Annotated in this window: 23 protein-coding genes; 8 read left to right on the forward strand and 15 right to left on the reverse strand. The window is 63.3% G+C overall.

All coding sequences use genetic code 11. The features are described from left to right. Window positions 1-211: 211 nt before the first annotated feature. The 7 genes from AC1Q6Z_RS02640 to AC1Q6Z_RS02670 all read right to left on the reverse strand — a co-directional run bounded on the left by AC1Q6Z_RS02640 (window position 212) and on the right by AC1Q6Z_RS02670 (window position 9,075). Entirely contained in the window at window positions 212-3,523 is a 3,312-nt protein-coding gene (locus tag AC1Q6Z_RS02640; protein ID WP_492646627.1) for an efflux RND transporter permease subunit, read from the reverse strand. 123 nt (window positions 3,524-3,646) lie between these two features. Next, window positions 3,647-4,807 (reverse strand): efflux RND transporter periplasmic adaptor subunit, encoded by a 1,161-nt coding sequence (locus AC1Q6Z_RS02645; RefSeq protein ID WP_492646628.1) that lies wholly within the window; start codon window positions 4,805-4,807, stop codon window positions 3,647-3,649. A gap of 361 nt (window positions 4,808-5,168) precedes the next feature. Further along, the gene (locus AC1Q6Z_RS02650; protein WP_256121081.1) at window positions 5,169-6,161 is read right to left on the reverse strand and encodes an ABC transporter substrate-binding protein; all 993 of its coding nucleotides are present in this window, start codon (window positions 6,159-6,161) and stop codon (window positions 5,169-5,171) included. Window positions 6,162-6,183: 22 nt separating this feature from the next. After that, on the reverse strand, window positions 6,184-7,053 hold the full coding sequence (locus AC1Q6Z_RS02655; protein WP_492646629.1) for an ABC transporter permease: 870 nt from the start codon (window positions 7,051-7,053) through the stop codon (window positions 6,184-6,186). Next, a complete protein-coding gene (locus AC1Q6Z_RS02660) occupies window positions 7,050-7,934 on the reverse strand; it encodes an ABC transporter permease (protein WP_492646630.1) in 885 nt (294 codons plus the stop codon). Before AC1Q6Z_RS02660 ends, AC1Q6Z_RS02655 begins: the two co-directional genes overlap by 4 nt. A 2-nt stretch (window positions 7,935-7,936) precedes the next feature. Beyond that, window positions 7,937-8,272, reverse strand: a complete 336-nt coding sequence (locus AC1Q6Z_RS02665) for a hypothetical protein (protein WP_256121084.1) — start codon at window positions 8,270-8,272, stop codon at window positions 7,937-7,939. Beyond that, entirely contained in the window at window positions 8,272-9,075 is an 804-nt protein-coding gene (locus tag AC1Q6Z_RS02670) for an ABC transporter ATP-binding protein (RefSeq protein ID WP_492646631.1), read from the reverse strand. Before AC1Q6Z_RS02670 ends, AC1Q6Z_RS02665 begins: the two co-directional genes overlap by 1 nt. 125 nt (window positions 9,076-9,200) lie before the next feature. On the opposite strand from AC1Q6Z_RS02670, the gene AC1Q6Z_RS02675 reads away from it, so the two are divergent. After that, on the forward strand, window positions 9,201-9,614 hold the full coding sequence (locus AC1Q6Z_RS02675) for a cupin domain-containing protein (RefSeq protein ID WP_492646632.1): 414 nt from the start codon (window positions 9,201-9,203) through the stop codon (window positions 9,612-9,614). A 128-nt stretch (window positions 9,615-9,742) separates the two neighbouring features. Here AC1Q6Z_RS02675 and AC1Q6Z_RS02680 read toward each other — a convergent pair whose 3' ends face one another. The 3 genes from AC1Q6Z_RS02680 to AC1Q6Z_RS02690 all read right to left on the reverse strand — a co-directional run bounded on the left by AC1Q6Z_RS02680 (window position 9,743) and on the right by AC1Q6Z_RS02690 (window position 12,887). Then, entirely contained in the window at window positions 9,743-10,120 is a 378-nt protein-coding gene (locus tag AC1Q6Z_RS02680; protein ID WP_492646633.1) for a hypothetical protein, read from the reverse strand. Then, window positions 10,120-11,574: a dihydropyrimidinase gene (hydA, locus tag AC1Q6Z_RS02685; RefSeq protein ID WP_492646634.1), complete on the reverse strand. Its 1,455-nt coding sequence runs from the start codon at window positions 11,572-11,574 to the stop codon at window positions 10,120-10,122. Before hydA ends, AC1Q6Z_RS02680 begins: the two co-directional genes overlap by 1 nt. A gap of 62 nt (window positions 11,575-11,636) precedes the next feature. Next, window positions 11,637-12,887, reverse strand: a complete 1,251-nt coding sequence (locus tag AC1Q6Z_RS02690) for a Zn-dependent hydrolase (protein WP_492646635.1) — start codon at window positions 12,885-12,887, stop codon at window positions 11,637-11,639. A gap of 275 nt (window positions 12,888-13,162) precedes the next feature. Between AC1Q6Z_RS02690 and AC1Q6Z_RS02695 the strand changes: the two genes are divergently transcribed. Next, window positions 13,163-13,813: a TetR family transcriptional regulator C-terminal domain-containing protein gene (locus AC1Q6Z_RS02695; RefSeq protein WP_439616022.1), complete on the forward strand. Its 651-nt coding sequence runs from the start codon at window positions 13,163-13,165 to the stop codon at window positions 13,811-13,813. Here the strand turns inward: AC1Q6Z_RS02695 and AC1Q6Z_RS02700 are convergent. Continuing rightward, on the reverse strand, window positions 13,794-15,014 hold the full coding sequence (locus AC1Q6Z_RS02700; protein WP_492646636.1) for an OpgC family protein: 1,221 nt from the start codon (window positions 15,012-15,014) through the stop codon (window positions 13,794-13,796). The two genes, AC1Q6Z_RS02695 and AC1Q6Z_RS02700, sit on opposite strands and share 20 nt — an antisense overlap. A 78-nt stretch (window positions 15,015-15,092) precedes the next feature. Then, complete coding sequence (locus tag AC1Q6Z_RS02705) at window positions 15,093-16,022, reverse strand: DMT family transporter (protein WP_492646637.1); 930 nt, start codon at window positions 16,020-16,022, stop codon at window positions 15,093-15,095. Between the two features lie 120 nt (window positions 16,023-16,142). Here AC1Q6Z_RS02705 and AC1Q6Z_RS02710 point away from each other — a divergent pair, with 120 nt between their 5' ends. Further along, entirely contained in the window at window positions 16,143-16,781 is a 639-nt protein-coding gene (locus AC1Q6Z_RS02710) for an exopolysaccharide biosynthesis protein (RefSeq protein WP_492646638.1), read from the forward strand. 13 nt (window positions 16,782-16,794) lie between these two features. Here the strand turns inward: AC1Q6Z_RS02710 and AC1Q6Z_RS02715 are convergent, their stop codons facing one another. Then, window positions 16,795-17,268 carry an Lrp/AsnC family transcriptional regulator gene (locus tag AC1Q6Z_RS02715; RefSeq protein WP_435266117.1) on the reverse strand — a complete coding sequence of 158 codons (474 nt, stop codon included), beginning with the start codon at window positions 17,266-17,268 and terminating at the stop codon, window positions 16,795-16,797. Between the two features lie 129 nt (window positions 17,269-17,397). Here AC1Q6Z_RS02715 and AC1Q6Z_RS02720 point away from each other — a divergent pair, with 129 nt between their 5' ends. After that, the gene (locus AC1Q6Z_RS02720; protein ID WP_492646639.1) at window positions 17,398-18,294 is read left to right on the forward strand and encodes a DMT family transporter; all 897 of its coding nucleotides are present in this window, start codon (window positions 17,398-17,400) and stop codon (window positions 18,292-18,294) included. A gap of 62 nt (window positions 18,295-18,356) precedes the next feature. On the opposite strand, the gene preA is transcribed toward AC1Q6Z_RS02720, so the two are convergent. Both preA and AC1Q6Z_RS02730 read right to left on the reverse strand, forming a co-directional pair. Next, window positions 18,357-19,670 (reverse strand): NAD-dependent dihydropyrimidine dehydrogenase subunit PreA, encoded by a 1,314-nt coding sequence (gene preA / locus AC1Q6Z_RS02725; RefSeq protein ID WP_256121096.1) that lies wholly within the window; start codon window positions 19,668-19,670, stop codon window positions 18,357-18,359. A gap of 12 nt (window positions 19,671-19,682) precedes the next feature. After that, complete coding sequence (locus AC1Q6Z_RS02730) at window positions 19,683-21,044, reverse strand: NAD(P)-dependent oxidoreductase (RefSeq protein WP_492646640.1); 1,362 nt, start codon at window positions 21,042-21,044, stop codon at window positions 19,683-19,685. Between the two features lie 256 nt (window positions 21,045-21,300). Here AC1Q6Z_RS02730 and AC1Q6Z_RS02735 point away from each other — a divergent pair, with 256 nt between their 5' ends. From AC1Q6Z_RS02735 to AC1Q6Z_RS02750, 4 genes are all read left to right on the forward strand, one after another. Then, window positions 21,301-22,254: a sugar-binding transcriptional regulator gene (locus AC1Q6Z_RS02735; protein WP_256121098.1), complete on the forward strand. Its 954-nt coding sequence runs from the start codon at window positions 21,301-21,303 to the stop codon at window positions 22,252-22,254. Between the two features lie 158 nt (window positions 22,255-22,412). Beyond that, window positions 22,413-23,726 (forward strand): ABC transporter substrate-binding protein, encoded by a 1,314-nt coding sequence (locus tag AC1Q6Z_RS02740; protein ID WP_492646641.1) that lies wholly within the window; start codon window positions 22,413-22,415, stop codon window positions 23,724-23,726. 188 nt (window positions 23,727-23,914) lie between these two features. Beyond that, window positions 23,915-24,787: a carbohydrate ABC transporter permease gene (locus AC1Q6Z_RS02745; protein ID WP_492646642.1), complete on the forward strand. Its 873-nt coding sequence runs from the start codon at window positions 23,915-23,917 to the stop codon at window positions 24,785-24,787. An 11-nt stretch (window positions 24,788-24,798) separates the two neighbouring features. Continuing rightward, window positions 24,799-25,623 carry a carbohydrate ABC transporter permease gene (locus tag AC1Q6Z_RS02750; RefSeq protein ID WP_256121101.1) on the forward strand — a complete coding sequence of 275 codons (825 nt, stop codon included), beginning with the start codon at window positions 24,799-24,801 and terminating at the stop codon, window positions 25,621-25,623. Window positions 25,624-25,638: the final 15 nt, after the last annotated feature.

Below are 25,638 nucleotides of genomic sequence, written 5' to 3' on the forward strand. Positions count from 1 at the left end.
ATGCTCCTCGCCGCTTCATAATTTCATCCTGAAAGGATAAAATTATGAAGCAGATTCAACATGCTACAGCGACCTTTGCGCGTCATGAATGACGCGCGGCGCTGTAGTGTCTTCGGTCTTCGATGACAAGACGATAGGCGAGGGCAGGCAAGTCCGACTTGATTTCGATCAATCAAAACAAAAACGGCCGGTTTCGCACCGGCCGTTTGTTTCATTCCGCGGCGAGCGCCGAGTGGTGTACCACGCTGAACGGCTTTCGATCGCCGTTCTTCTTCTCCAGCGTCTCGATGCGCTTTTCGAGGTCCGAGACGTCGCGGGCGGTCTGGTCGGCAAGGCGGGTCAGCGCCTCCGGCTCCATGGCCAGCAACTCATCGTCCTTCTTGCCGACGAAGCGGCCGAAGAGCCAGCCGAGGAAGCGCGAGACGTCGTCCATGATCAGGAAGAAGGACGGCACGACGACGAGCGACAGCACCGTCGAGACGATGATGCCGCCGATCACCGCGATCGCCATCGGCGAGCGGAACGAGCCGCCTTCGCCAACGCCGAGGGCCGAGGGCAGCATGCCGGCCGACATGGCAATGGAGGTCATCACGATCGGGCGGGCGCGCTTGCGGCCAGCCTCGATCATTGCCTCCACGCGGTCCATGCCGTGGTGCATCATCTCGATCGCGAAATCCACGAGCAGGATGGCGTTCTTCGTCACGATGCCCATCAGCATCAGGATGCCGATGAGGACGGGCATGGAGAGCGCGTTCTGCGTGAGGATCAGGCCCGCCGCCACGCCGCCGATGGCGAGCGGCAGCGAGAACAGGATGGTGAAGGGCTGGATGACGTCCTTGAACAGCAGGATCAGCACCATCAGCACGAGCAGCACGCCGAGCAGCATGGCATTGCCGAAGGACTGCTGCATTTCCGCCTGAACTTCTGCGTCGCCGCTTTCCGCGAACTGCACGGTGGATGGCATGTCGGTGCTGGCGGCGATCTCCTTGAACCGGGCGCTGGCCGTATCGAGTGCTACCCCTTGCTGAAGGTCGGACCCGATCTGCACGACGCGATTGCGGTTATGCCGCTTCACCGAGCTCGGGCCTTCGGAATAATCGATGTCCGCCACGGTGGAGAGCGGCACGACCTGGCCGTTCGCCGCCTGGACCTTCAGGTTGCGGATGGCGGCGAGGTCGGTGCGGAAGCTGCGGTCGACCTGCACGCGGATCGGGATCAGCCGGTCGTCGAGCGAGACCTTGCTCAGCTGCGCGTCGATATCGCCGATGGTCGCGACGCGCACCACTTCGGAGATCTGCGCCGTCGTGATGCCGAGGCGGGCCATCTGGTCGTCGCGCGGGCGGATCTGCAGTTCCGGCCGCGGCAGCGAGCCTTCCGAGCTGACATTAGACAGAACCGGATCGGCGCGCAGCTTGGATTCCAGTACGGCGACGGTGTTGTTGAGGTCCGCCTCGTTGTTGGAGAGCAGGTTGAACGCCAGGTCGCGCTCGCCGCGGTCATTGAGCTTGATGATGCGCACGTCCGGGATTTCGCGCAGCGTCGCGAAGAGTTCCTTCTCAATGTCCCATTGCGGACGGATGCGGCCTGTCGTCTCGACCTTCGGCAGGTAAGGACCAATCACCGGAATGCGGCCGGCAACATCGTTCACCAGCTTATGGACGAGCGAATGTTCGAGCTTGTGGAGGATGACCGTCACCGAGGCGCGGCGCAGTTCGAGGTCGCCTTTCGGCGACGAACCGCCGAGCACGAAGACGCTTTCCACGCCGTTGATGCCCTTGACCCGTTGGAAGATCTGCGTGGTCGTGCGGTCGGTATCCTCCAGCATCGCATCCGGGGGCAATTCGACGGAGAGCACGACGCGCGAGGCGTCTTCCGGCGGCAGGAAACTGCCGGGAACGGTAGCGAGCAGCATGACCGAGCCGATGAGGAAGGCGATGGCGGCAAGCAGCGTCGCATAGCGGGCGTACCACTTGCCCGTCGTCTTGCTGACGAGCCAGGTATAGCCGCGCATGAAGACGCCTTCCTTCTCCTCGCCATGGCCATCGGCATCACCCGAGCGCATGAGATAGGCCGCCATGACCGGTGTTATCAGGCGCGCGACCACGAGCGAGAAGAACACCGCGACGGCCACCGTCAGGCCGAACTGGATGAAATACTGGCCTGGAATGCCCGGCATGAAGGAGACCGGCACGAAGACGGCGATGATGGTGAAGGTCGTCGCGATGACGGCGAGGCCGATTTCGTCGGCGGCTTCGATCGCGGCGCGGTAGGGCGTCTTGCCCATGCGGATGTGGCGCGCGATGTTCTCGATCTCCACGATCGCGTCGTCGACGAGAATGCCGGTCGCGAGCGTCAGCGCCAGGAACGAAACGAGGTTCAGCGAGAAGCCCATCAGGTCCATGACGAAGAAGGTGGGGATCGCCGACAGCGGTAGCGCCACGGCGGAAATCAGCGTTGCCCGCCAGTTGCGCAGGAAGAGCAGCACCACGATGACGGCGAGCAGCGCGCCTTCCATCAGCGTGTGGAGGGCGGCTTCATAGTTGCCGTAGGTGAAGTAGACGGCGTCGTCGACCAGCTGGATCGAGACGTCCGGGAATTGCGTGCGCACCTTCTCCAGCGACTTCGCGACGGATTCGGCGACCGTCACTTCGCTGGCGCCCTTGGAGCGGAAGACGGCGAAGGTCACGACCGGATTGCCGTTGAAGCGCGAGAAGGAGCGCGGCTCCTCATAGGTATCGGTGACGGTGCCGAGTTCCGAAAGCCGCACGAAGCGGCCGTTCGCCAGCGCCACCATCGTGTTGTTGAGCTTTTCGACGGAGCGGGCATCGCCGAGCACGCGGATCGCCTGTTCGGCGCCGGCGATCTGGCCCCGGCCCGAGCCGACGTCGGCATTCATGTTGCGGATCTGGCGGCTGACATCGGCGGCGGTGATGCCGAAGGATTCGAGCTTGTCCGGGTTGAGGTCGACGCGCACCTCGCGATCGGCGCCGCCATAGCGGTCGATCTTGCCGATGCCGGCCTGGCCCTGCAATGCGCGCTTCACCTTGTCGTCGACGAACCAGGAGAGCTCTTCCAGCGTCATGTTGGGCGAGGAGACGGCGAAGGTCTGAATCGCCTGGCCTTCCACGTCGATCTTGGTGACGACCGGCTCTTCGATCGAGGCCGGCAGGTCGCTGCGGATGCGGTCGATCGCGTCCTTGACGTCCTGAAGTGCCTGGTCCGTCGGCTTTTCGATCTCGAAGAGCACGGAGGTGACTGAGCTGCCGTCGGTGACCGTCGAGGTAATGTCATCGACGCCTTCGATGCCGGCGACCGCGTCCTCGATCTCCTTGGTGACCTGCAATTCGAGTTCCGCAGGGGCCGCACCGCTCTGGTTCACGGTGATGGCGACGACGGGCACGTCGATATTGGGGAAGCGCGTGATGGGCAGCGCATAAAAGGATTGGATGCCGACGAACATCAGCAGGAAAAAGGCGAGCAGCGGCGCAATCGGATTGCGAATGGACCAAGCTGAAAAGTTCATGTCCCCAAAGTCCTCGATAAGAGACCAGACGTTGTTCAGTCTGCCGGCCCCACTCCGGCTGACCCGTATATGACCAGGCGCCCCACGCCCGGCATTGCCCCCGCTATCCGCGGGGCCTTCACGTCATTTCGTGGCCGAAGCCTGTTCGGCTTGCACCGGATTGACCCGGTCGCCATCGCGAACATAGGCGCCCGCCTTGGCAACCACCTCGTCGCCGGCGGCAAGGCCGCTGACGATCTCGATCACCTGGCCGTCCTGGATGCCGGTCTCGACCGGCACCAGCTTGACGACGCCGTCCTCGACCTTGCGGGCCACCGTCTTGCCATCGGCCGTCGTGATGGCCGAGAGTGGCAGGACGACGCCCTCACGCTGCTCGACGACGATTTCTGCGCTGGCGAACATGCCGGCGCGTGCCTTGCCGGGCTCGTCGAAGCGGATATAGACGCGACCGAGACGGCTGTCCGGGTTGAGCGTCGGCTCGATGAGGCGGATCGTGCCGGTGAGCTTGGCAGCACCGCCGGCGAGCGTCACCGTCGCCTTCTGGCCAAGCGCCAGCTTGAGGATGCCGTCTTCGGAGACATCGGCCTTCAGCTCGATCTCGCCATCACGAATGACCGTAAAGAGCGGCGAGGCGCCGCCGGTGGCAATGGCGCCGATCTTTGCCGTGCGAACGGAGACGACGCCGGCAACCGGCGACTTCACCGCCGTGCGGGCAAGCCGCAGGTCGATGTCGTCGATCTGGGACTGGGCCACGGTGATGTCGGCTTCGGAGACCGCGATCGCCTGTTCGGCGGAGTTGACGCGGGCAAGTGCCGCGTCTGCCGCAGCCAGCGCCTGGTCGGCGGCGGCCTGCGACTGCGAGCCGGACTTCACGAGTTTCTGGGCGCGCTCGCGCACGCGGATGGCCTCGTCGGAATTGGCCTGGGCCTCGACGAGCTGCGCCTTGATCTGCGCCAGCGCGGCCTTCGCCTTGGCGAGCGAGGCTTCGGTCTGGCTCTTTTCCAGCACCAGCGCATCGTCGTTCAGGGTTGCGAGCGTGCCGTCGGCTGCGATCGTATCGCCGACATCGGCGGCGAGCGTGCGGATGGAAAGGCCGTCGACGAGCGGCGTCACATAGACTTCCTCGACCGCCTGCACCGAGCCGGTCGCGATGACGCGGTCGATGACCTCGCGCGTTTCAGCGGCGGTGACGACGATCGCGGGCAAGTTCTGCACCTGCGTGGTGGCGGCGGCGTCGGTCGTTGCCGCATCGGCGGCGAATAGAACAATCGGATGGACCGTCATGAAAGCGGCGACGGATAAAAAGAGGACTTTCCTGTGTCCAGAAGCCATAGGCCGAACTTTCCCAAAAGCATGACTTTACGATCAAGGTCCGGGCGTTCTTTTTAAGTTCTTGCCGGACTTATGCTGTTCCCGAGCAGATTGGCGGACACGGAAACGGCTTGGCGGCCTCTCCAGGTTCCAACTGATGGGTGTATGTAATCGGCGTCCGTCACCCTTACAAGAGGTAACGGAATGGTGCCTCATTATTTTATGCGTTTGGCATTTCCATGGCAATCGTGACGCACTGTCGCAGGTTTCATCCCCTCAAACGAAACGTGCGGAGCCGAAGCCCCGCACGCGAAAAACCTTCGGAAGGTCGGTTCTACTTCAGGGCTTCGTCCGTCACGGCATGCGTCCAGGCGCCTTCCGGCTCCTTGGAGATGACCGGGTCGGAACCGCCGGCGAGCAGCGAGGCGACGGTGCGCTTGTAGTCCGCTTCGTCGAGCGCGCCGTTCGAGCCGGCCGTCAGCTTGGCGACTTCGCCCATCATGCGCTTCTGGTGCGCCTCGGTCTGGGCGCCGGTCGAGTCGTTTTCGAGCACGATGTCGGCGGCCTCGTCCGGGTTCGCTTCGGCGTATTTCCAGCCCTTCATGGAGGCGCGCACGAACTTGACCATCTTCTCCTTGAAGGCCGGGTCGGCGAGCTTGTCTTCCAGCACGTAGAGGCCGTCTTCCAGCGTCGCGACGCCCTGGTCCTCATATTTGAAGGTGATCAGGTCCTCCGGCTTGATGCCGGCGTCGAGCACCTGACCATACTCGTTGTAGGTCATGGTGGAGATGCAGGCCGCCTGCTTCTGGATCAGCGGGTCGACGTTGAAACCCTGCTTGAGCACGGTCACGCCGTCCGGGCCGCCATCGGTCGGGATTTTCAGGTGCGCCATCCAGGAGAGGAATGGATATTCGTTGCCGAAGAACCAGACGCCGAGCGTCTTGCCCTTGAAGTTTTCCGGGCCGGTGACGCCGGATTCCTTGAGACATGTCAGCATCATGCCGGAAGACTTGAACGGCTGGGCGATGTTGACGAGCGGTACACCCTTTTCGCGCGTGGCGAGCGCGGAGGGCATCCAGTCGACGACGACGTCGGCGCCGCCGCCGGCAATCACCTGCGCAGGCGCGATATCCGGGCCGCCCGGCTTGATTTCGACGTCGAGGCCTTCTTCCTCATAAAAACCCTTGTCCTTGGCGACGTAATAGCCGGCGAACTGGGCCTGGGTGACCCATTTCAGCTGGAGCGTCACCTTGTCTGCGGCGTGCGCCTGGAACGCGGCAAGCGAGAAGGCGCTTGCCAGCAGCAGCGATGCGATCTTCGTTTTCATGTCAGTTCCCTCTTTCTTTTTGTTACGCCTGCCCACCACGGACAGACGGGTGCCAGAACGTGACGATCCGCTCGATGAGCGCGACCACCCCGTAGAAGGCGGAGCCAGCCACCGCGGCGACCGCGATTTCGGCCCAAACCATGTCGACATTCATGCGGCCCACTTCCGTGGAGATGCGAAAACCCATGCCGACGATGGGCGTTCCGAAGAATTCGGCGACGATCGCGCCGATCAGCGCGAGCGTGGAGTTGATCTTGAGCGCATTGAAGATGAACGGCCAGGCGGCGGGAAGACGCAGCTTCACCAGCGTCTGGAACCAGTCTGCCGCATAGGTGCGCATCAGGTCGCGCTCCATGTGGCTCGTCGCGGCAAGGCCGGAGACGGTGTTCACCAGCATGGGGAAGAAGGTCATGATGACGACGACCGCCACCTTCGACTGCCAGTCGAAGCCGAACCACATGACCATGATGGGGGCCACGCCGATGACCGGCAGCGCCGAGACGAAATTGCCGAGTGGCAGCAGGCCCTTCTGCAGGAAGGGCGAGCGATCGATGAGGATCGCGACGAGGAAGCCGAGGCCGCAGCCGAGCGCGTAGCCGACGAGCACGGACTTCAGAAAGGTCTGGCGGAAATCCGCCCAGAGCGTCGGCACGGAATTGATCAGCCGCACCCAGATCATGCTCGGTGGCGGCAGCAGCACCGAGGGCACGTTGAAGCCGCGGACGATGCCTTCCCACAGCACGAGGATGGTGGCGCCGAAGATCAGCGGCACGGCGATGCGCGCGGCGCGATCGGCGGCGGGGTTCACGAATTTCCGGCGCACCAGCCATTCATTGAAGACCCAGGCGGCGAGCCAGAAGACGATGGCAGCGAGGAGGACGGAGAGGTTCATGTCCGTGCCCCCATGCGCTTGAGGACGCGCGTGTGGGCAATGCCGACGATGATGACGAGCAGCGCCGCGACAGCCGCCGCCATGAAGAGCGCCGCCCAGATCTGCACCGTCTGGCCGTAATAGGAGCCCGCCAGCAGGCGTGCGCCGAGGCCGGCGACGGCGCCGGTCGGCAGTTCGCCGACGATGGCGCCGACCAGCGAAATGGCGACGGCCACCTTCAGCGAGGTGAAGAGGTAGGGCATCGAAGCTGGCCAGCGCAGTTTCCAGAAGGTTTGCGCGGGCGAGGCATTGTAGGTGTGCATCAGGTCGAGCTGGATCTGCTCGGGGCTGCGCAGCCCCTTCACCATGCCGACCACGACAGGGAAGAAGGAGAGATATGTCGAGATCAGCGCCTTCGGCATCAGGCCGGAAATGCCCACAGCATTCAGCACCACGATGATCATGGGCGCGATGGCGAGGATTGGGATCGTCTGGCTGGCGATGACCCAGGGCATCAGCGAGCGGTCCATGGCGCGGTTGTGCACGATACCGATGGCCAGCAATATTCCAAGCACGGCGCCCATCGAGAAGCCGAGCAGCGTCGCCGAGAGCGTGATCCACGAATGATAAACGAGGCTGCGCTTGGAGGTGATCGCCTTGTTGACGGTCGTGTCCCACAGCTCGGCAAAGACCTGGTGCGGTGCCGGCAGCACCGGCCGCTCCTGCGCCATCGTTTTAGGCAGCAGTTCCATGAAGCCGATCGTCCCGCCGGCGCGCGCCGCCTGGTCGCGCTCGAAGGGCGCGTTCAGCACGACGGCGAAGGCATACCAGAGTGCCAGAAGGGCAAGCAGCACGGTGCCGATGGGAAGCAGGCGGTCGCGGAGGAAGCTGGCCTGTTCCATGCTCAGCTCCTGGCCGGGGAGGGCATCAGCATGAGGCCCATGGCGACGATGCCGAGAGCGACGCCTGCAAGCTGGGTGCCGCTCAGCCGTTCGCCGAAGAACAGGAAGGCGATGATGTTGATGAGGAAAAGCTGGGTGATGGCCGACAGCGACACCGCAAGGCCAAGCCCGCCCTCGCGCATCAGCTTCAGCATCATCAGGTTGCCGACGATGTAGAGCGTCATGGAGAGCAGCAGGTAGAGGAGGTTCGTCGTGCCGATATAGGCGCGCGACGAGGTGGCAGCGCCGATGAAAACGGCGGTCGCGGCGAAGAGCCAGAGCACGTAGGGCAGCTTCATCAGGCGTGCTCCTCGTAGCTGTGGCCGGCGCGCAGGCCCTCTCGCACGCGGTGGGCGATTTCAAGGAATTCCGGCGTCTCGCGAATGTCGAGCGGCCGCTCCTTCGGCAGCGGCGATTCGATGATGTCCGTGACGCGGCCGGGGCGGGGGCTCATCACGACGATCTTCGTCGAGAGATAGACGGCCTCGGGAATGGAGTGGGTGACGAAGCAGATCGTCTTGTGGGTAGCGGCCCAGAGTTCCAGGAGCTGTTCGTTGAGGTGATCGCGCACGATCTCGTCGAGCGCGCCGAAGGGCTCGTCCATCAGCAGCAGGTCGGCGTCGAAGGCGAGCGCGCGGGCGATCGAGGCGCGCTGCTGCATGCCACCGGAAAGCTGCCAGGGATATTTTTTCTCGAAACCGGACAGGTTGACGAGATCGAGCGTGCGCGCGACCCGCGCCTTCTGCTCGTCGCGGGAATGGCCCATGATTTCCAGCGGAAGCGCGATGTTCTTCTCGATGGTGCGCCAAGGATAAAGTGCTGCCGCCTGAAAAACATAGCCATAAGCGCGGCGCCTGCGGGCTTCCTCGGGCGACATTCCGTTGATGGTGATGGTGCCGGAGGTCGGCTTTTCGAGATCCGCGATAACGCGCAGGAACGTCGTCTTGCCGCAGCCGGACGGGCCGATGAAGGAAACGAAATCGCCCTTTTCGACCGTGAGGTTGACGCCGGTCAGCGCGGTCACCGGGCCGTCGGCGGTCTGGAAGGTGAGACCGAGCTCCTTGGCGGAAACGACGGTATCGGACAGGGATCGATCGGACATGCTGGTCATCTTTCGGCGCCCCTCACGGCGCGGTTTCCGGCAGACTGCATGTCCATTTCCAGCATTGCAATCGGCATTGTCTTCATTATCACTTTGGGCACGGAAATCTCACGGGGGATGAAACGATGGCGGGGGAAACGAAGGCCGAATGCCGGGTGGTGCGCCCGGGCAGCACCTATGACGGGAAGCAGGGGTTCAGCTATTTCGAGGGCATCGCCCGCGAGAGCGTCGGCGCGTCCGGCATCTGCATGCATCTGCTGACGATCCCGCCGGGCGGCCGGGCGAAGGCGCACATGCATGAAAGCCACGAGACGGCGATCTACATGCTCTCCGGCGAGGCGCATACCTGGTATGGCGAGCGGCTGGAGAACCATGTCATCGTGAAGGCGGGCGAGATGTTCTACATCCCCGCCGGCGTGCCGCACCTTCCTGCCAATCTCTCCGACCAGCCGGCCTCGGCGGTTATCGCCCGGACAGATCCCCACGAGCAGGAGAGCGTGGTGCTTCTGCCGCATTTGGAGGCGCTCGTTGCGGTTTAGGCGGTGGGGCTTGCAGCCCCCTGACGGTTTGCCTGCGATCTGACGAGGCGGTGCAGCCAGCCGATCTCCCCCCTTGAGGGGGAGATGTCCGACAGGACAGAGAGGGGTATATCTACGCCCTCCGACCGTCACTTTTCGCACCGCATGATCGGCCCCCAGCGCGTGCCGTCCGGAAAGCTGATCGTGTAGCCGCCATTCTCCGGCGTCAGTGTCAGATCGTAGGGCGTCGTCTCCTCGTAGCCTTCTTCATGGCACTCCGCAGGCACCACCGTGGCACCGCCCACCTGTTTTGCCTCGCCCTTGAATTCGCAATAGGAGGCCGCCGTGGTGACGCCGTCCTTGTTCAAGAGGAAGAAGAAATCGGCGCCGGACGAATCGCCGGTCGCCGCATATTGGCAGCCTTCCTTGTTGCCGTAGGAACCGTCGACGATGTCGGCCGCCGCCACCGCCGGGCCGGCGAGAGCGGTGCCGAGAAGGAGGACGGGGAGCAGGCGGCCGGCGCGCATCAGACGCCGCTCGCCGGAATGCCGCTGCGCTCGACCTTGCGCGGCGCGGTGATTTCCTTCCAAGTCGACAATGCCTTGTTGACCGCCGTGAAGGGTTCGCGCTTGACGAACTGGCCGTGGCCCTCGCGGGTTTTTACGGTGCTTTCCTCGATTGCCACGACGCCGCGCGTCAGCGTGTAGCGCGGCAGGCCCACGACCTCCTCGCCTTCGAAGACGTTATAGTCGATCGAGGATTGCTGGCTCCTGGCGGAGATGGTTTTCGAGCGCTTCGGGTCCCACACGACGATATCCGCATCGGCGCCGACGAGGATTGCGCCTTTCCTCGGGTAGACGTTGAGGATCTTGGCGATGTTGGTCGAGGTGACGGCGACGAACTCGTTCATGGTGAGGCGGCCGGTATTGACGCCGTTGGTCCAGAGCATCGGCATGCGGTCTTCCAGGCCGCCGGTGCCGTTGGGGATCTTGCGGAAATCGCCGGCGCCGGTGCGCTTCTGGTCGGTGGTGAAGGCACAATGGTCGGTCGCGACCACTTGCAACGAACCACTCGCAAGGCCCGCCCAGAGCGAATCCTGGTGCTGCTTGTTGCGGAAGGGCGGGCTCATGACGCGGCGCGCCGAATGGTCCCAGTCCTTGTTGAAATATTCGCTCTCGTCGAGCGTCAGGTGCTGGATCAGCGGCTCGCCATAGACCCGCATGCCGTTCTGCCGAGCGCGACGGATGGCCTCGTGCGCCTGTTCGCAGGAGGTGTGCACGACATAGAGCGGCGCGCCCGCCATGTCGGCGATGATGATGGCGCGGTTCGTCGCCTCGCCTTCGACCGACGGCGGGCGCGAATAGGCATGGCCTTCCGGTCCATTGTTGCCCTCATCCATCAGCTTGGCCTGCATGGCGGCGACGACGTCGCCGTTTTCCGCATGGACGAGAGGGAGCGCGCCCAAGGCGGCGCAGCGCTGGAACGAGGCGAACATCTCGTCGTCGTTCACCATCAGGGCGCCCTTATAGGCCATGAAGTGCTTGAAGGTGTTGATGCCCTTTTCCTCGACGATGGCCTTCATCTCGTCGAAGACCTGCTCGCCCCACCAGGTCACGGACATGTGGAAGGAATAGTCGCAGTTGGCGCGGGTCGACTTGTTGTCCCAGCGCTTCAGCGCATCGAGCAGCGACTGGCCGGGATCGGGCAGGCAGAAATCGACCACCATGGTCGTGCCGCCGGCAAGGCCCGCCCGTGTGCCGCTCTCGAAATCATCCGCCGAATAGGTGCCCATGAAGGGCATTTCGAGATGCACATGCGGATCGATGCCGCCCGGCATGACATAACAGCCCGCCGCATCCAGCACCTCGTCGCCGGAAAGGTCCGGCCCGATCTCGACGATCTTCCCACCCTCGACCTTGACGTCCGCCTTGTAGGTGAGGTCGGCGGTGACAACGGTTCCGCCCTTGATGACTGTGCTCATTTTGGTTCGTTCCCTGTCTTGAATCGTTTGTGCACGCAAAGCGTGAGGCCGCCCGTCACGGATTACTCCGCAATCCCCGCCGTCTCGATCACCGCGTGGAGCAGCACGTCGGCACCCGCGGCGGCCCACTCCTTCGAGATGTCTTCCGCCTCGTTGTGCGAGAGACCGCCGACGCAGGGGCACATGATCATCGTGGAGGGGGCCACTCGGGCGGTCCAGCAGGCGTCGTGGCCGGCGCCGGAGATGAGGTTCATGTGGCTGTAGCCGAGGTCTTCGGCGGCCTTGCGCACGGTTGCGACCAGTGTGGGGTCGAAGGTGACGGGGTCGAAATGGCCGACGGCCTCGACGGAACAGCCGACGCCGAGCGCATCGCAGATCTTCGGCGCCTCAGCCTCGATGCGGGCGCGCATGCCGTCCAGTTTCGCCTGGTCGGGCGAGCGGATGTCGACGGTGAAGACCACCTTGCCGGGCAGCACGTTGCGCGAATTCGGCGAGAAGAACACCTGGCCGACGCCACCGACGGCGCCCGGCTGGTTTTCCATGGCGACGGTCTGCACCATTTCGAGGATGCGCGACATGGCAAGCCCGGCATTGACGCGCATGGTCATCGGCGTCGAGCCGGTATGCGCCTCGCGGCCGGTCAGCGTGAATTCCAGCCACCACAGGCCCTGACAGTGGGTGACGACGCCGATATCCTTGTTTTCCGCTTCGAGGATCGGGCCTTGCTCGATGTGATATTCGAAATAGGCGTGCATCTTGCGGGCACCGACCTCTTCATCACCGACCCAGCCGATGCGCTTCAGCTCGTCGCCGAAGGTCTTTCCGTCCGGGTCCTTGCGGGCATAGGCGTAATCCTGGCTGTGCACGCCGGCGAAGACGCCGGAGGCGAGCATGGCGGGAGCGAAGCGTGCGCCTTCCTCGTTCGTCCAGTTGGTGACGACGATCGGGTGCTTCGTCCTGATGCCGAGATCGTTCAGCGAGCGCACGACTTCGAGGCCGGCCAGCACCCCGAGCACGCCGTCATATTTGCCGCCGGTCGGCTGGGTATCGAGATGCGAGCCGATATAGACAGGCAGCGCGTCCGGGTCCGTGCCCTCGCGCGTCATGAACATGTTGCCCATCGTGTCGACGCCCATGGCGAGGCCGGCGCCATCGCACCAGGCCTGGAACAGGCGGCGGCCTTCGGCGTCGGAATCGGTCAGCGTCTGGCGGTTGTTGCCGCCGGCAATGCCGGGGCCGATCTTCGCCATGTCCATGAGGGAATCCCACAGGCGGTCCGCGTTGACACGCATGTTCTCGCCGGGTGCGGCCATGTCCTATGCTCCCACGTCTTCGGGCTTTTGCAGCCCCATTTCGTTCCCACCGGCTGGCGGCGCCCTTGTTGTTTTCGCGCCTTCCGATCAGCAGTTGCCTTTACTTGATAACTGTCTGATAATTTGACCGGTTGGTAAACATTACAGCTTCCGTTGTGGCACTCAAGCCGAAAAACCAAAAAGCATATGGGTGCGCCCAAGAAAATGGCGGCTGGTTAAACTGGTGAATTTGGCGGCACTTTTCCGGATCGACGGTCAAGGCCGGGGGGAGCACGATGGCATTACCGAGGGCGGCCAGGACACAACGGCGCACACGCATCCAGGAGGCGAAGGAGGAGCAGATCCTCGAGGCGGCGCTGGAGGTGTTTTCGCTCCACGGCTTTCGCGGTGCGACCGTCGACCAGATCGCCGAAGTGGCCGGCATGTCGAAGCCGAACCTGCTCTATTATTTCCGCACCAAGGAGGCCATGCATCGGGCGCTGATCACCCGCGTGCTCGATACCTGGCTCGATCCGCTGCGCGAATTCGATGCAGAGGGCAATCCGGTGTCGGAAATCCGCAGCTACATTCGCCGCAAGCTGGAAATGGCGCGGGATTTCCCGCGCGAAAGCCGGCTTTTCGCCAATGAAATCCTACAGGGCGCGCCGAACATCGAGGACGAGCTGAAGGGGCCGCTAAAGTCTCTCGTCGACGAGAAGGCGGAGGTCATCCGCGTCTGGGCGAAGGCGGGCAAGATCGCCAAATGCGATCCCTACCACCTGATCTTCTCGATCTGGTCGACCACCCAGCATTATGCCGACTTCGACGTGCAGGTGCGCGCGGTGCTGGGGCAAGGTCATGCCGGCGACGGGCGGTTCGAGGATGCGGCACGCTTCCTCGAACAGCTCTTCCTGACCGGACTGCATGTCAGCGAGCAGCCGGCCTAGTTTCTTTTGCAGGCTCCGCTTTCGGCGGGCCGAACAGGCTGGCGGCGATCTCCTCGCGTTCGCGCCAGAGGGCGGGCAGGGCGAGAAGCGCAATGCCGGTGACGGCGATCATAGTCTTTGTGAGCTGCGACAATTCGGGCGAGCGGCCATCAGCGTAATAGACCGCGTAGACGATGGCGACATGCCAGACATAGACCTGCAGCGAATGGCGGCCGAGCAGGCGCAGGAAGCGGAGCGTGAACACGGCGGTGACGCCGCCCGCCAGCTTGCGGACCCATAGATTGTGGTGTTTCGGGCCGGCGATCAGCAGCCAGGTGAGGCCGATTGCGACGGCCGCGAAGTTGATGAGGTAGACCGGGCCGAAATCCGCGCGGATTTCCATCGTCGCGAACTTGTCGAGCACGGATTGCGGCAGCAGGTCCCAGGCCGTGACGATGCGCAACGGCAGGAAGAACAGGCAGATGGCAAGTGCGGCCTTCGGCAGCAGCGTCTTTTCCGGCGAGAAGATGCGCTCCCAGTCGATCTTGTTCTGCGCCGTCAGCGCGCCGATCACCAGAGCGGAGAAGAAGACGATCTGCCAGCCGAGCAGATTGAAGCTCGTGCGGATGCCCTGGCCATCCGAGCCCGTGAAGAAGGTGTGCAGCGGATCGGTGACGAAGCGTTGCAGGCCGAGCTGTGCGGCCATCCAGACGATCAGCGAGCCCGCCAGCACATGCGCCCATTTCCCGCGCAGGCATAGCCAGACGAGCGGCGGCGCGAAGAGCATGTAGACGATATATTGCGGCAGGATATCCATGAAGGTCGGCTGGAACAGGAAGGTGGCGATTGCCACCAGCCTCAGGGGCTCGTCGAAATTCGTCGTGCCGAGCCAGTTGTACCAGAGCCGGTAGGCATCGGGCAGCACCATCTGGACGACGAGAATGACCATCACCGTGCCCATGGCGTAGCGGTAGAGTTCGAAGGCGCGGTTGCGGATGAGCTGGCGCCCGACGTCATAGCCGTATTTCAGCATCTTGCGGGCATAGACCATGCCGATCAGCAGGCCGGAGAGGAAGACGAAGCCCTGGGCATCCTCGACAAAGGCGAACTGACGGTGGTTGACCTCCATCATCCAGTAGCCGCCGACGAAGATCAGGTGGTTGATGAGCATGAAGACGAGGAAGTAGCCCCGCATGCCATCTATGATGTCAAACCGCTTCAAAATATGCGCTCCGTCATTATTTTCCGTGCGCCCCAACGGGGCCCGAACGCACGAGACGGAAGATCGTTCCCAGAAAAATCAGTCGGGCAGGAAGGCCATCAAGGCGAGGCCGCAGGCCGTGATGAGCGCGCCGAGGGCGACCTGCGGGCTCGCCCAGCCGTGGCCAAGAAGGCCTTCGAGCAGGATGATGAAGCTCGGCGTAAGGTAACCGTAGCCGAGCACTTTCGAGGCCGGCAAGCGCATTGAGGCATATTGCAGGAGCAGGAAGGTGCCGGCTGTTGTGACGACCGCGAGATAGGTGACGGCGGCATAGACGGCGAGCGGCAGCGCGGAAAAATCCGTCTCGACAAGGCCGCGTATGCCCGGCGGTATCAGCCAGAGAGCGGCACCCACAGTGACCCAGAAACCGAAGGCGACGGCGGGTTCGCCGCGGTCGAAGCGGCGGATCAGCGGCACGTAGAGCGCGTGGCAGATGACGCCGGCAAAGAAGATCATCTCGCCGGTGCCCACGTCGAAGGCGAGGATGGCGTCGACATTGCCGCGGAAGATGACCCAGACCGCACCCGCGGCGGCAATGAGCAGGCCGGCGAGAACGCCCGGCCGTGTCCGCTGGCCCAGCACCGGCAGCGCAAAGCCGGCGCTCATCAGCGGCATCAGGGTGAAGACGGCACCGGTGGCGATGGGGCTCGTAAATTCCAGCGCCCAGAACATGGTCAGCATGTAGAGCGCGATCAGGCCGCCGAGAAGAAGGAAACGCCAGGCCTGTTTCGGCAAGGCGAGCGGAACCTTGAAGACACCGAAGGCGAGGGCGGCCATGACGACGATCGTCATGAGGTAGCGCCAGAGCGTCAGCGGCTCGGCCTCCATGGTGCGCGCCGCGAGCCCGCCGAAGGAGAAGGACCCGGCGATCAGCACCGCGAAGAGCAGCATGGCGATATGGCCTTTGAGCTTTTCGCGGCCTGTGGCATGAACACTGAGGCCCGCCCGGGCCGGCATACGCTTCGTCAAGAAAATGATCCTATGGTCTCGCCTGCGGCACGGTCATAGACCGCGTTGCCGTTCTGCGCCACTCCACACAGGATTGCCGCAATTCTCGCCCAAATCCGACGGCACAGAAGAGGACATGCAATGACGTCAGCCATCGGCTTCAAGGACACGGACCGTAAGACGAGCGAGTTGCTCGAAGACATCATCCACGCGATCAAGGGCGAGCACATCACGCTGCGCGACCTGCTGTCGATGATGGGCGAAAGCGGCCTGCTGCTGCTCTGCGCCTTCCTGTCGCTGCCGTTCCTGTTTCCGGTCTCCATTCCCGGCGTTTCGACGGTGTTCGGCGCCGGCATCGTGCTGATCAGCGCCGCGATCACGCTGAACCGGCTGCCCTGGCTGCCGCAAAAGGTCGCCGACCGCCGGCTGGAAAGCGGCAAGCTGCGCCCGGTGCTGGAGCGCGGCGTCAAGTTCCTGCGCAAGATCGACCGGTTCTTCAAGCCGCGTCTGATCGGGCTTACCTCCGGCGCGGTGATGAACCGCGTCAACGGTCTGGTGCTCATGGGGGCGGGTCTCCTGCTCATGGCGCCGCTCGGTCTCATTCCCTTCTCCAACACGCTGCCCGGCGTCGCCATCCTGCTGCTCGCCGCCGGCATTTCGCAGCGCGACGGGTTGGTGGTGCTGGGCGGCTACGTGATGGTGGTGCTGACGATCGTGTATTTTGCCGGGCTGGCGCTTTTGGCGTACAGCGCGGGGCAGAGTTTCAGCCTCTTCGGGTGAGTTCCGGCTATGACTAAATCGGCAGCACGGCGTCGGGCTTTACATCCCCCACCGATGCGTAGGTGTGGGTCTCCCTGACACCGGGCAAAGGCAGGATCACCCGCTCCAGAAAATCCTGAAACAGCGACATGTCGGCAATTCTCGCTTTCACGAGATAGTCGAAGCCGCCGATGACCATGTGGCATTCCAGCACTTCCGGCGCCTTCGAGATCGCATCGGAAAACCGCTCGAAAATATGCGGTGCCGTGTGGTCGAGGCGGACCTGTATGAACACCACCGTGCCGCGGCCGATCTTCTTTGGGTCGAGGATCGCCCTGACGGCTTTGATATAACCCTCGCGAAACAGCCGCTTGACACGCTGGCTGGCGCCAGTCGGCGACAGGCCGACCCGGTTCGCCAGTTCGAGCGTGGTGCGGCGGCCGTCTTCCTGAAGCAGCCTCAGCAGGCTGCGGTCGATCGTGTCGAGATCGGCAAGTTCATGATTCACGCTATATCATCCGGTAGATGGTGATTTTCACTTCAAACGCAGGAATTCAGTATATTTAGCCGCGCACGAGTGAGCAATAGCATGTGATTGTCACGGGCCAAGGCCCGTCCCGCCACGAGGGAGGCAAACGTGCATATCGCGACGATCGGAGACAATGCCGGCAGCAAGCGGCTGGCCATTCTGGCGGGCATTGTGTTCGTTGCAATCACCACCATCCAGTTCGTTGCCGCCCGTTTCAGCCTGCGCGAACACCTGACGGCGGCCGATATTGTGGGCCTGCGATTTCTCGGTGCCGCTTTCGTCTTTTTGCCGGTGTTATGGATGACTGGCACCGGAAAACTGAGGGCGCTCGGCTGGCGGAAGGCCGTTCCCTTGGCCATTTTGACCGGGTTGCCTTATCCGCTGATCATCAATCAGGGGCTTGCATATGCACCGGCGAGCCACGCCGCCGCCCTGTCGCCCGCCTCCATTCTGTTCTTCTCCTTCCTGTTCTCGCGCATCGTGTTCAAGGACAAGGTTTCCGGCGCGCGCATGGTCGGCATTGTCGCGGTCATCGTCGGCTTGCTGCTGTTCGTTTTCCACGCAGGCGCCGTCGCAGGCGACACGTTGCGCGGCGATCTGCTGTTTGCGGGATCGGGGATCATGTTTGCGGTCTATGCGGTGCTGGTGAGGCTCTGGTCGCTCGAAGCGGTGACCACGACGATCGCTGTCGTCCTGTTTTCCTGCCTGCCGCTTCCCTTGCTGCACGCCCTGGCGCCGAGCGGGCTGGCATCGGCATCCGTGGCCGAGATCGCCACGCAACTGGTGATCCAGGGTTTTCTTGCCGGTGCGGTTGCGGTGGTGCTCTACACCTACGTGGTTCGTCAACTTGGCCCGCAACAGGCTTCGCTGTTCATGCCGTGCATTCCGGTGGCGACGGCGGTGGCCGGCATGGCGGTGCTCGGTGAAACACTGACGCCTTTCCAGATGATCGCAATCGCCAGCATAACATTCGGAATGGTCTTCCCGATCTTGAGAAAACGCTGACGTCCCTACCACAAGCATCGATCGCAGAACGCGAAGTCCTGCGATCGATCTGTGGCAGAAGGTTACTCCGCGGCCTGCTTGGCCATCGGGTTGTTCGGGTGGGTCGTCCAGTTGGCGTAGTTGGGATCGACGGGCTTGCCGGTGCGCTGGTCGAGGACGCCGGGTTCGAGGCCGACCATGGTGATGCAGTTTTCCACCGGGCAGACGTTGACGCAGAGATTGCAGCCGACGCACTCGTCTTCCATCACCTCGAAGTGCCTGACACCGTTGACGAACTGCGTGATCGCCTGGTGCGAGGTGTCCTCGCAGGCGATGTGGCAGCGGCCGCATTTGATGCAGGCGTCCTGGTCGATCTTGGCCTTGGCGATGTAGTTGAGGTTGAGATACTGCCAGTCGGTGACATTGGGCACGGCGCGGCCGCAGATGTCGTCCAGGTCGCGGTGGCCCTTGGCGTCCATCCAGGAGGACAGGCCGGTGATCATTTCCTGCACGATCTTGAAGCCGTAGGTCATGGCCGCCGTGCAGACCTGCACGTTGCCGCTGCCGAGAACGAGGAATTCCGCCGCGTCGCGCCAGGTCGTGATGCCGCCGATGCCGGAGATCGGCATGCCGTAGGTTTCCGGATCGCGGGCGATCTCGGCCACCATGTTGAGGGCAATGGGTTTTACCGCCGGGCCGCAATAGCCGCCGTGGGTGCCCTTGCCGCCGACCGTCGGGTTCGGCGCGAAATTGTCGAGGTCGACGGAGACGATCGAGTTGATCGTGTTGATCAGCGACACGGCGTCTGTGCCGCCGGCCTTGGCGGCGCGGGCGGGCTTGCGGATGTCGGTGATATTCGGCGTCAGCTTGGTGATGACGGGCATGCGCGTGTACTGCTTGCACCAGCGCACGACCATCTCGATATATTCCGGCACCTGGCCGACGGCGGCGCCCATGCCGCGCTCGGACATACCGTGCGGACAGCCGAAGTTGAGCTCGATGCCGTCGGCGCCGGTCTCTTCCACCAGCGGCAGGATCGCTTTCCAGCTCTCCTCCTCGCAGGGCACCATGATGGACGCGATCAGCGCCCGGTCCGGCCAGTTCATCTTGACCTGCTTCATCTCGCGCAGGTTGGTGTAGAGGTCGCGGTCGGTGATGAGCTCGATGTTGTTCAGGCCGAGCAGCCGGCGGTCGGCGCCCCAGATTGCGCCATAGCGCGGGCCGTTGACGTTGACGACCGGCGGGCCTTCCTCGCCGAGCGTCTTCCAGACCACGCCGCCCCACCCCGCCTTGAAGGCGCGCTCGACATTGTAGGCCTTGTCGGTCGGCGGCGCGGAGGCGAGCCAGAATGGGTTGGGCGATTTGATGCCGACGAAGTTGTTGCGAAGATCAGCCATGTCTCATCTCCCTCAAGCGACGGCAAAGGCGGGCTGCGCACCGGCGGCCAGCATGCGGTTCATCGAATCGGCGGCATCGCGGCCTTGCGCCACCGAGGTGACCGTCAGGTCTTCGCCGGCCTTCACGCAGTCGCCGCCTGCCCAGACATTGGCGGTGGAGGTGCGGCCTTCGGAATCCACGACGATACGTCCGCCGCTCATCGCCAGCGAGCCGAGGCCGGAGGCTTCGAAGGTCTGGCCGATCGCCTTGAAGATCTGGTCGGCGGCGAGAACGCCGGTCTCGCCGGTGCCGGTGAGCGTGCCGTCGCGCATCTCGGTATATTCCACCTCGATGCCGGCGACATGGCCGTCCTTGGCGATGACCCGCTTCGGCTGGAGCCAGTGGCGGATCATCACGCCTTTGGAGGCCGCGAGGTCCTGCTCGAATTCGGAGGCGTTCATGTGCTCCTTGCCGCGGCGGTAGCAGATGGTCACTTCCTCCGCGCCGAGCAGCTTCGCCTGTACGGCGGCATCCACCGCCGTCATGCCGCCACCGATGACGACGACGCGGCGGCCGATCGGAATGGCGGCCTTGTCCTCGGCCTGGCGCAGCTCCGCGATGAAATCAACGGCGTCGACGACGCCCGGCAGCGTTTCGCCCTCGGCGCGCAAGGCGTTGACGCCGGCAAGGCCCATGCCGAGGAAGACGGCGTCGAAATTGGCGGTGAGGTCGGCGAGCGAGAAATCGCGGCCGAGCTTCAGGCCGTTCTTCACCTCGATGCCGCCGATCGCCAGCACATAATCGACTTCCTTCTGCGCGAAATCGTCGACCGCCTTGTAGGTGGCGATGCCGTATTCGTTGAGGCCGCCGGCCTTTTCGCGCGCATCGAAGACGACGACGTCATGGCCGTTCATGGCGAGGCGGTGGGCTGCGGCGAGGCCGGCCGGGCCGGCGCCGACGACGGCGATCGCCTTGCCGGTGCGCGCGGCACGCTCGTAAAAGTGCTTGTTCTCCGTCATCGCCACGTCGGTCGCGTAGCGTTGCAGGCGGCCGATCTCGACGGGGCGGTGTTCGGCGGTGTTGCGCACGCAGGCCTGTTCGCACAGCGTCTCGGTGGGACAGACGCGGGCGCACATGCCGCCGAGGATGTTCTGGTCGAAGATCGTCTTCGCCGAGCCGATCGGGTTGCCGGTCGAGATCTGGCGGATGAACAGCGGAATGTCGATGGAGGTGGGACAGGCCGTCATGCACGGCGCGTCATGACAGAAGTAGCAGCGGTCTGCCGCGACCAGCGCCTCATGGTCGTCGAGGCGCGGATGGAGGTCGGAAAAATTCGTCTCGTATTCGGCGGGCGCAAGTCGCCCCCGATGGATCCCAGATTGCGTCGTTCCCATGTTATTCTCCCATTCGCGTGGGCTTTTGAATGACAGAACGGTAACTCAGGTTTATTTTTTTATCAAACGGTAAAATTTACGGAGAAATGCCGGTTTCTCAGGCGGTCCAGCGCGCAAAAACATGAGATTTTAAGTTATGTTTTCAGCGCATTGCTGGTAACGCATGCCGGAGGCTGTCCCTGCTGCGGCATCATGTGACGTTTGACAGAGGGCGTGAAAAGATGCAGCAAATCGTTTGAAACAATCGGGGAAAACCATGGCGAAGCGGACGGAGACAGCCGGGCGGCTGGACGATGCGGCGAGGGCTGGCTGGCTCTATTACGTCGCGGGCCGCACGCAGGACGAGATCGCGTCCGCCATGGGCATTTCCCGCCAGTCGGCGCAGCGCCTCGTGTCGCTCGCCGTCGCCGAGCGCCTGATCAAGGTGCGGCTCGATCATCCGATCGCCGAATGCCTGGAACTCGGCGAAGCGCTGCGCAAGAAATTCGGGCTGGTGCATGTCGATATCGTGCCGAGCGATCCGGGTTCCTCGTCCACGACGATCGGCATTGCGGAGGCGGGTGCGGCGGAAATCGAGCGCTGGCTGAAGAAGACCGATCCGATCGTGCTGGCGGTTGGTACGGGGCGCACGCTGAAGGCGGCGATCGACCAGCTGCCGACCATGGAATGTCCGCAGCATCGCATCATGTCGCTGACCGGCAATATCGGGCCGGACGGGTCGGCTGCCTATTACAACGTCATCTTCTCCATGGCCGATGCGGTGAAGGCGCGGCACTATCCGATGCCGTTGCCGGTGCTCGTCTCCTCCACCGAGGAGCGCGACCTGCTGCACAAGCAGAGCCTCGTGCAGTCCACCTTGCGGCTCGGCCGCGAGGCGGACGTCGCCTTCGTCGGTATCGGCGAGCTCGGCGCGGATGCGCCGCTTTGCCTCGATGGTTTCCTCGATCCGGAGGAGATGGCGCGGCTGATGGAGGAGGGCGCCGCGGGCGAGATCTGCGGCTGGATGTTCGACCGGGACGGCAAGCTGCTCGAAGGCAGCATCAACGAGCGTGTCGCCTCCGTGCCGCTGCCGCCGCGTGAGACGACGACGGTGATCGGGCTGGCCAAGGGCAAGCGCAAGCATCTCGCCCTGCTTTCGGCGCTGCGCGGCGGCATGATCAACGGCGTCATCACCGATGAGTCGACCGCGCGCCACCTGCTTTCGGCTTGAGCCGAGCGGGTCTCCACACAGAAATTTCCCATGAAATTCAATGAGCATTGCTCCGCTTTGTGCGGTGCAGCAACGATTCGCGTTGACTTATCATGGCAATTTATGGGTAATTGCTCATGAGCGAAGCAAATGCTCAAAACCCTTCTGGGAGGAAGATGATGAATTTGAGAACCCTTCTGCTGGGCGTCAGCTCGGCTGCTCTCCTGTGCGGTTTCGCCAACGCCGAAACGCTGACCATCGCCACCGTCAACAATGGCGACATGGTGCGCATGCAGGGCCTGACGGAAGCCTTCACGACGAAAAACCCGGACATTCAGCTCGAGTGGGTCACGCTCGAGGAAAACGTGCTGCGTGAGCGCGTCACGACCGATGTCGCGACCAAGGGCGGTCAGTACGACATCATGACGATCGGCACCTACGAGGTTCCGATCTGGGCCAAGCAGGGCTGGCTGGTGCCGCTCGACAATCTCGGTGCCGAATATGACGTCGACGACCTGCTGCCGGCCATTCGCGCCGGTCTGACGGGCGACGACGGCAAGCTCTATGCAGCACCCTTCTACGGCGAAAGCTCGATGGTCATGTACCGCAAGGACCTGATCGAGAAGGCCGGGCTCACCATGCCCGACGCTCCCACCTGGGAGTTCATCGGTGACGCGGCCCGCAAGATGACCGACCGCGCGGCCGGCATCAACGGCATCTGCCTTCGCGGCAAGGCCGGCTGGGGCGAGAACATGGCGTTCCTGACCGCCACGTCCAACGCCTTCGGCGCCCGCTGGTTCGACGAAAAGTGGGTGCCGCAGTTCGACCAGCCGGAATGGAAGAACACGCTCGACATGTACGTCAAGCTGATGACCGACGCCGGCCCGCAGGGCGCGTCCTCCAACGGCTTCAATGAGAACCTTGCGCTCTTCCAGCAGGGCAAGTGCGGCATGTGGATCGACGCCACGGTCGCCGCATCCTTCGTAACGAACCCGAAGGAATCGACGGTCGCCGACAAGGTCGGTTTCGCTCTTGCTCCCGACACGGGCCTCGGCAAGCGCGGCAACTGGCTCTGGGCCTGGAACCTCGCCATCCCGGCAGGTTCGCAGAAGACCGAAGCGGCAGAAAAGTTCATCGCCTGGGCAACCAGCAAGGAATATGCCGCTCTTGTCGCCGAGAAGGAAGGCTGGGCAAACGTGCCTCCGGGCACGCGCAAGTCGCTCTATGAAAACGCCGAGTACCAGAAGGCGGCTCCGTTCGCCAAGATGACGCTCGACTCGATCGACGCCGCCGATCCGAAGAACCCGGCCGTCAAGCCGGTGCCCTATGTCGGCGTGCAGTTCGTGGCCATCCCTGAATTCCAGGGTCTCGGCACGACGGTCGGCCAGCTCTTCTCGGCAGCCCTTGCCGGCCAGATGACGGTCGACGATGCGCTCGCCCAGGCACAGCAGGTCACCACCCGCGAAATGACCCGCGCCGGCTACATCAAGTAAACCTCCTCCCCAAGGACAGGCTGCCCGGATGCGTTCCGGGCAGCCGAAAACGGGGTCTTTGCATCCGGCGCGGCCATTCCGCGCCGGAACTGTAAAAAACGTGTGACAACGGCACTCGGGCTCTATCCAATATGGATGCGATGCCTGTCCGGCGCGGGGAGCGGCCGGCGAAAAGGGAGGTCACGACAATGGCGACGGAGAACACGCGCGGTTTAGCGCGGATGATGTTGGCGCCCTCGGTGGGGTTGCTGTTGATCTGGATGATCGTGCCATTGGCGATGACGCTGTGGTTTTCGTTCCAGAACTACAACCTCCTGAACCCGGCGAATGTCAGCTGGGCGGGGCTGTTCAACTATCAGTATTTCTATACCGATCCGGCCTTCTTCCAGTCGATCTGGAACACGCTGCTGATCGTCGGCGGGGTGCTGCTGATCACGGTGATCGGCGGGATCGGGATTGCGCTGCTGCTCGACCAGCCGATGTGGGGGCAGGGGATCGTGCGCATCATGATCATCTCGCCGTTCTTCGTCATGCCGCCGGTGGCGGCCCTCGTCTGGAAGAACATGATCATGCATCCGGGATACGGGGTGCTTGCGGATATCAACCGGTCCCTTGGTCTCCAGCCGGTCGACTGGTTTGCGCAATACCCGCTGTTCTCGATCATCATCATCGTCGCCTGGCAATGGCTGCCCTTCGCCACGCTCATCCTGCTGACCGCGCTGCAATCGCTCGACGGCGAGCAGAAGGAAGCGGCCGAGATGGATGGTGCCGGCTTCGTTTCCCGCTTCATCTACCTGACGGTGCCGCATCTCTCGCGCTCGATCACGGTCGTCATCCTCATCCAGACGATCTTCCTGCTCGGCGTCTATGCGGAAATCCTCGTCACGACGAATGGCGGACCGGGTTATGCGTCCACCAACCTGCCGTTCCTGATCTACCGCACGGCCCTTCTCGGCTACGACGTCGGCGACGCCTCCGCCGGTGGCATCATCGCCGTCATCCTCGCCAATATCGTCGCCTTCTTCCTGATGCGCGCCGTCGGCAAGAACCTGGACAAGTAGGGAGCAAGATCATGGCTAGAGCCGTTTCAACGAGAAGAACCGTCGTCTTCACGATCGCCGCCTGGATCATCGCGCTGATCATCTTCTTCCCGATCCTCTACACGATCATCACCTCGTTCAAATCCGAAACCGAGGCGATCCAGGGCTTCAACATCGTTCCGTCCGGCACGGTCGAGAGCTACCAGGCCGTTCAGGCGCAGAGCAACTACTTCAAGTTCTTCCTGAACTCGGTGATCCTGTCGCTCGGCTCGACGCTGCTGGCGCTTTTGATCGCCGTGCCGGCCGCCTGGTCGATGGCGTTCTCGCCGACCGCCAAGACCAAGGACATCCTGATGTGGATGCTCTCCACCAAGATGATGCCGGCCGTCGCCGTACTGGTGCCGATCTACCTGCTGTTCCGCGACTTCGGCCTGCTCGACAGCCGCATCGGCCTTACCGTCATGCTGACCATGATTAACCTGCCGATCGTGATCTGGATGCTCTACACCTACTTCCGCGAAATTCCGGGCGAGATCCTGGAGGCGGCCCGCATGGATGGCGCATCGCTCTGGGGCGAGATCGTCTACGTGCTGACGCCGATGGCGGTGCCGGGCATCGCGTCGACCATGCTGCTCAACATCATCCTCGCCTGGAACGAGGCCTTCTGGACGATCCGCCTGACGACGACCAACGCTGCGCCGCTGACCGCCTTCATCGCATCGTTCTCCAGCCCGCAGGGCCTGTTCTGGGCGAAACTCTCGGCAGCCTCCACGCTCGCCATCGCCCCCATCCTCATCATGGGATGGTTTTCGCAAAAGCAGCTTGTCCGCGGCCTGACCTTCGGCGCCGTGAAGTAAAGACCAGGATCGGGG

The sequence above is a fragment of the Shinella sp. GW835-FHT14H05 genome, from assembly GCF_058793575.1.

Coding starts and splice junctions, on each gene's coding strand:
- AC1Q6Z_RS02655 (WP_492646629.1), bottom strand. CDS start 7,053: ATGAACCTCTCCGTCCTCCTCGCTGCCATCGTCTTCTGGCTCGCCGCC.
- AC1Q6Z_RS02680 (WP_492646633.1), bottom strand. CDS start 10,120: ATGCGCGCCGGCCGCCTGCTCCCCGTCCTCCTTCTCGGCACCGCTCTC.
- AC1Q6Z_RS02735 (WP_256121098.1), top strand. CDS start 21,301: ATGGCGAAGCGGACGGAGACAGCCGGGCGGCTGGACGATGCGGCGAGG.
- preA (WP_256121096.1), bottom strand. CDS start 19,670: ATGGCTGATCTTCGCAACAACTTCGTCGGCATCAAATCGCCCAACCCA.
- AC1Q6Z_RS02645 (WP_492646628.1), bottom strand. CDS start 4,807: ATGACGGTCCATCCGATTGTTCTATTCGCCGCCGATGCGGCAACGACC.
- AC1Q6Z_RS02710 (WP_492646638.1), top strand. CDS start 16,143: ATGACGTCAGCCATCGGCTTCAAGGACACGGACCGTAAGACGAGCGAG.
- AC1Q6Z_RS02695 (WP_439616022.1), top strand. CDS start 13,163: ATGGCATTACCGAGGGCGGCCAGGACACAACGGCGCACACGCATCCAG.
- AC1Q6Z_RS02730 (WP_492646640.1), bottom strand. CDS start 21,044: ATGGGAACGACGCAATCTGGGATCCATCGGGGGCGACTTGCGCCCGCC.
- AC1Q6Z_RS02650 (WP_256121081.1), bottom strand. CDS start 6,161: ATGAAAACGAAGATCGCATCGCTGCTGCTGGCAAGCGCCTTCTCGCTT.
- AC1Q6Z_RS02690 (WP_492646635.1), bottom strand. CDS start 12,887: ATGGCCGCACCCGGCGAGAACATGCGTGTCAACGCGGACCGCCTGTGG.
- AC1Q6Z_RS02740 (WP_492646641.1), top strand. CDS start 22,413: ATGAATTTGAGAACCCTTCTGCTGGGCGTCAGCTCGGCTGCTCTCCTG.
- AC1Q6Z_RS02660 (WP_492646630.1), bottom strand. CDS start 7,934: ATGGAACAGGCCAGCTTCCTCCGCGACCGCCTGCTTCCCATCGGCACC.
- AC1Q6Z_RS02670 (WP_492646631.1), bottom strand. CDS start 9,075: ATGTCCGATCGATCCCTGTCCGATACCGTCGTTTCCGCCAAGGAGCTC.
- AC1Q6Z_RS02640 (WP_492646627.1), bottom strand. CDS start 3,523: ATGAACTTTTCAGCTTGGTCCATTCGCAATCCGATTGCGCCGCTGCTC.
- AC1Q6Z_RS02750 (WP_256121101.1), top strand. CDS start 24,799: ATGGCTAGAGCCGTTTCAACGAGAAGAACCGTCGTCTTCACGATCGCC.
- hydA (WP_492646634.1), bottom strand. CDS start 11,574: ATGAGCACAGTCATCAAGGGCGGAACCGTTGTCACCGCCGACCTCACC.
- AC1Q6Z_RS02675 (WP_492646632.1), top strand. CDS start 9,201: ATGGCGGGGGAAACGAAGGCCGAATGCCGGGTGGTGCGCCCGGGCAGC.
- AC1Q6Z_RS02665 (WP_256121084.1), bottom strand. CDS start 8,272: ATGAAGCTGCCCTACGTGCTCTGGCTCTTCGCCGCGACCGCCGTTTTC.
- AC1Q6Z_RS02745 (WP_492646642.1), top strand. CDS start 23,915: ATGGCGACGGAGAACACGCGCGGTTTAGCGCGGATGATGTTGGCGCCC.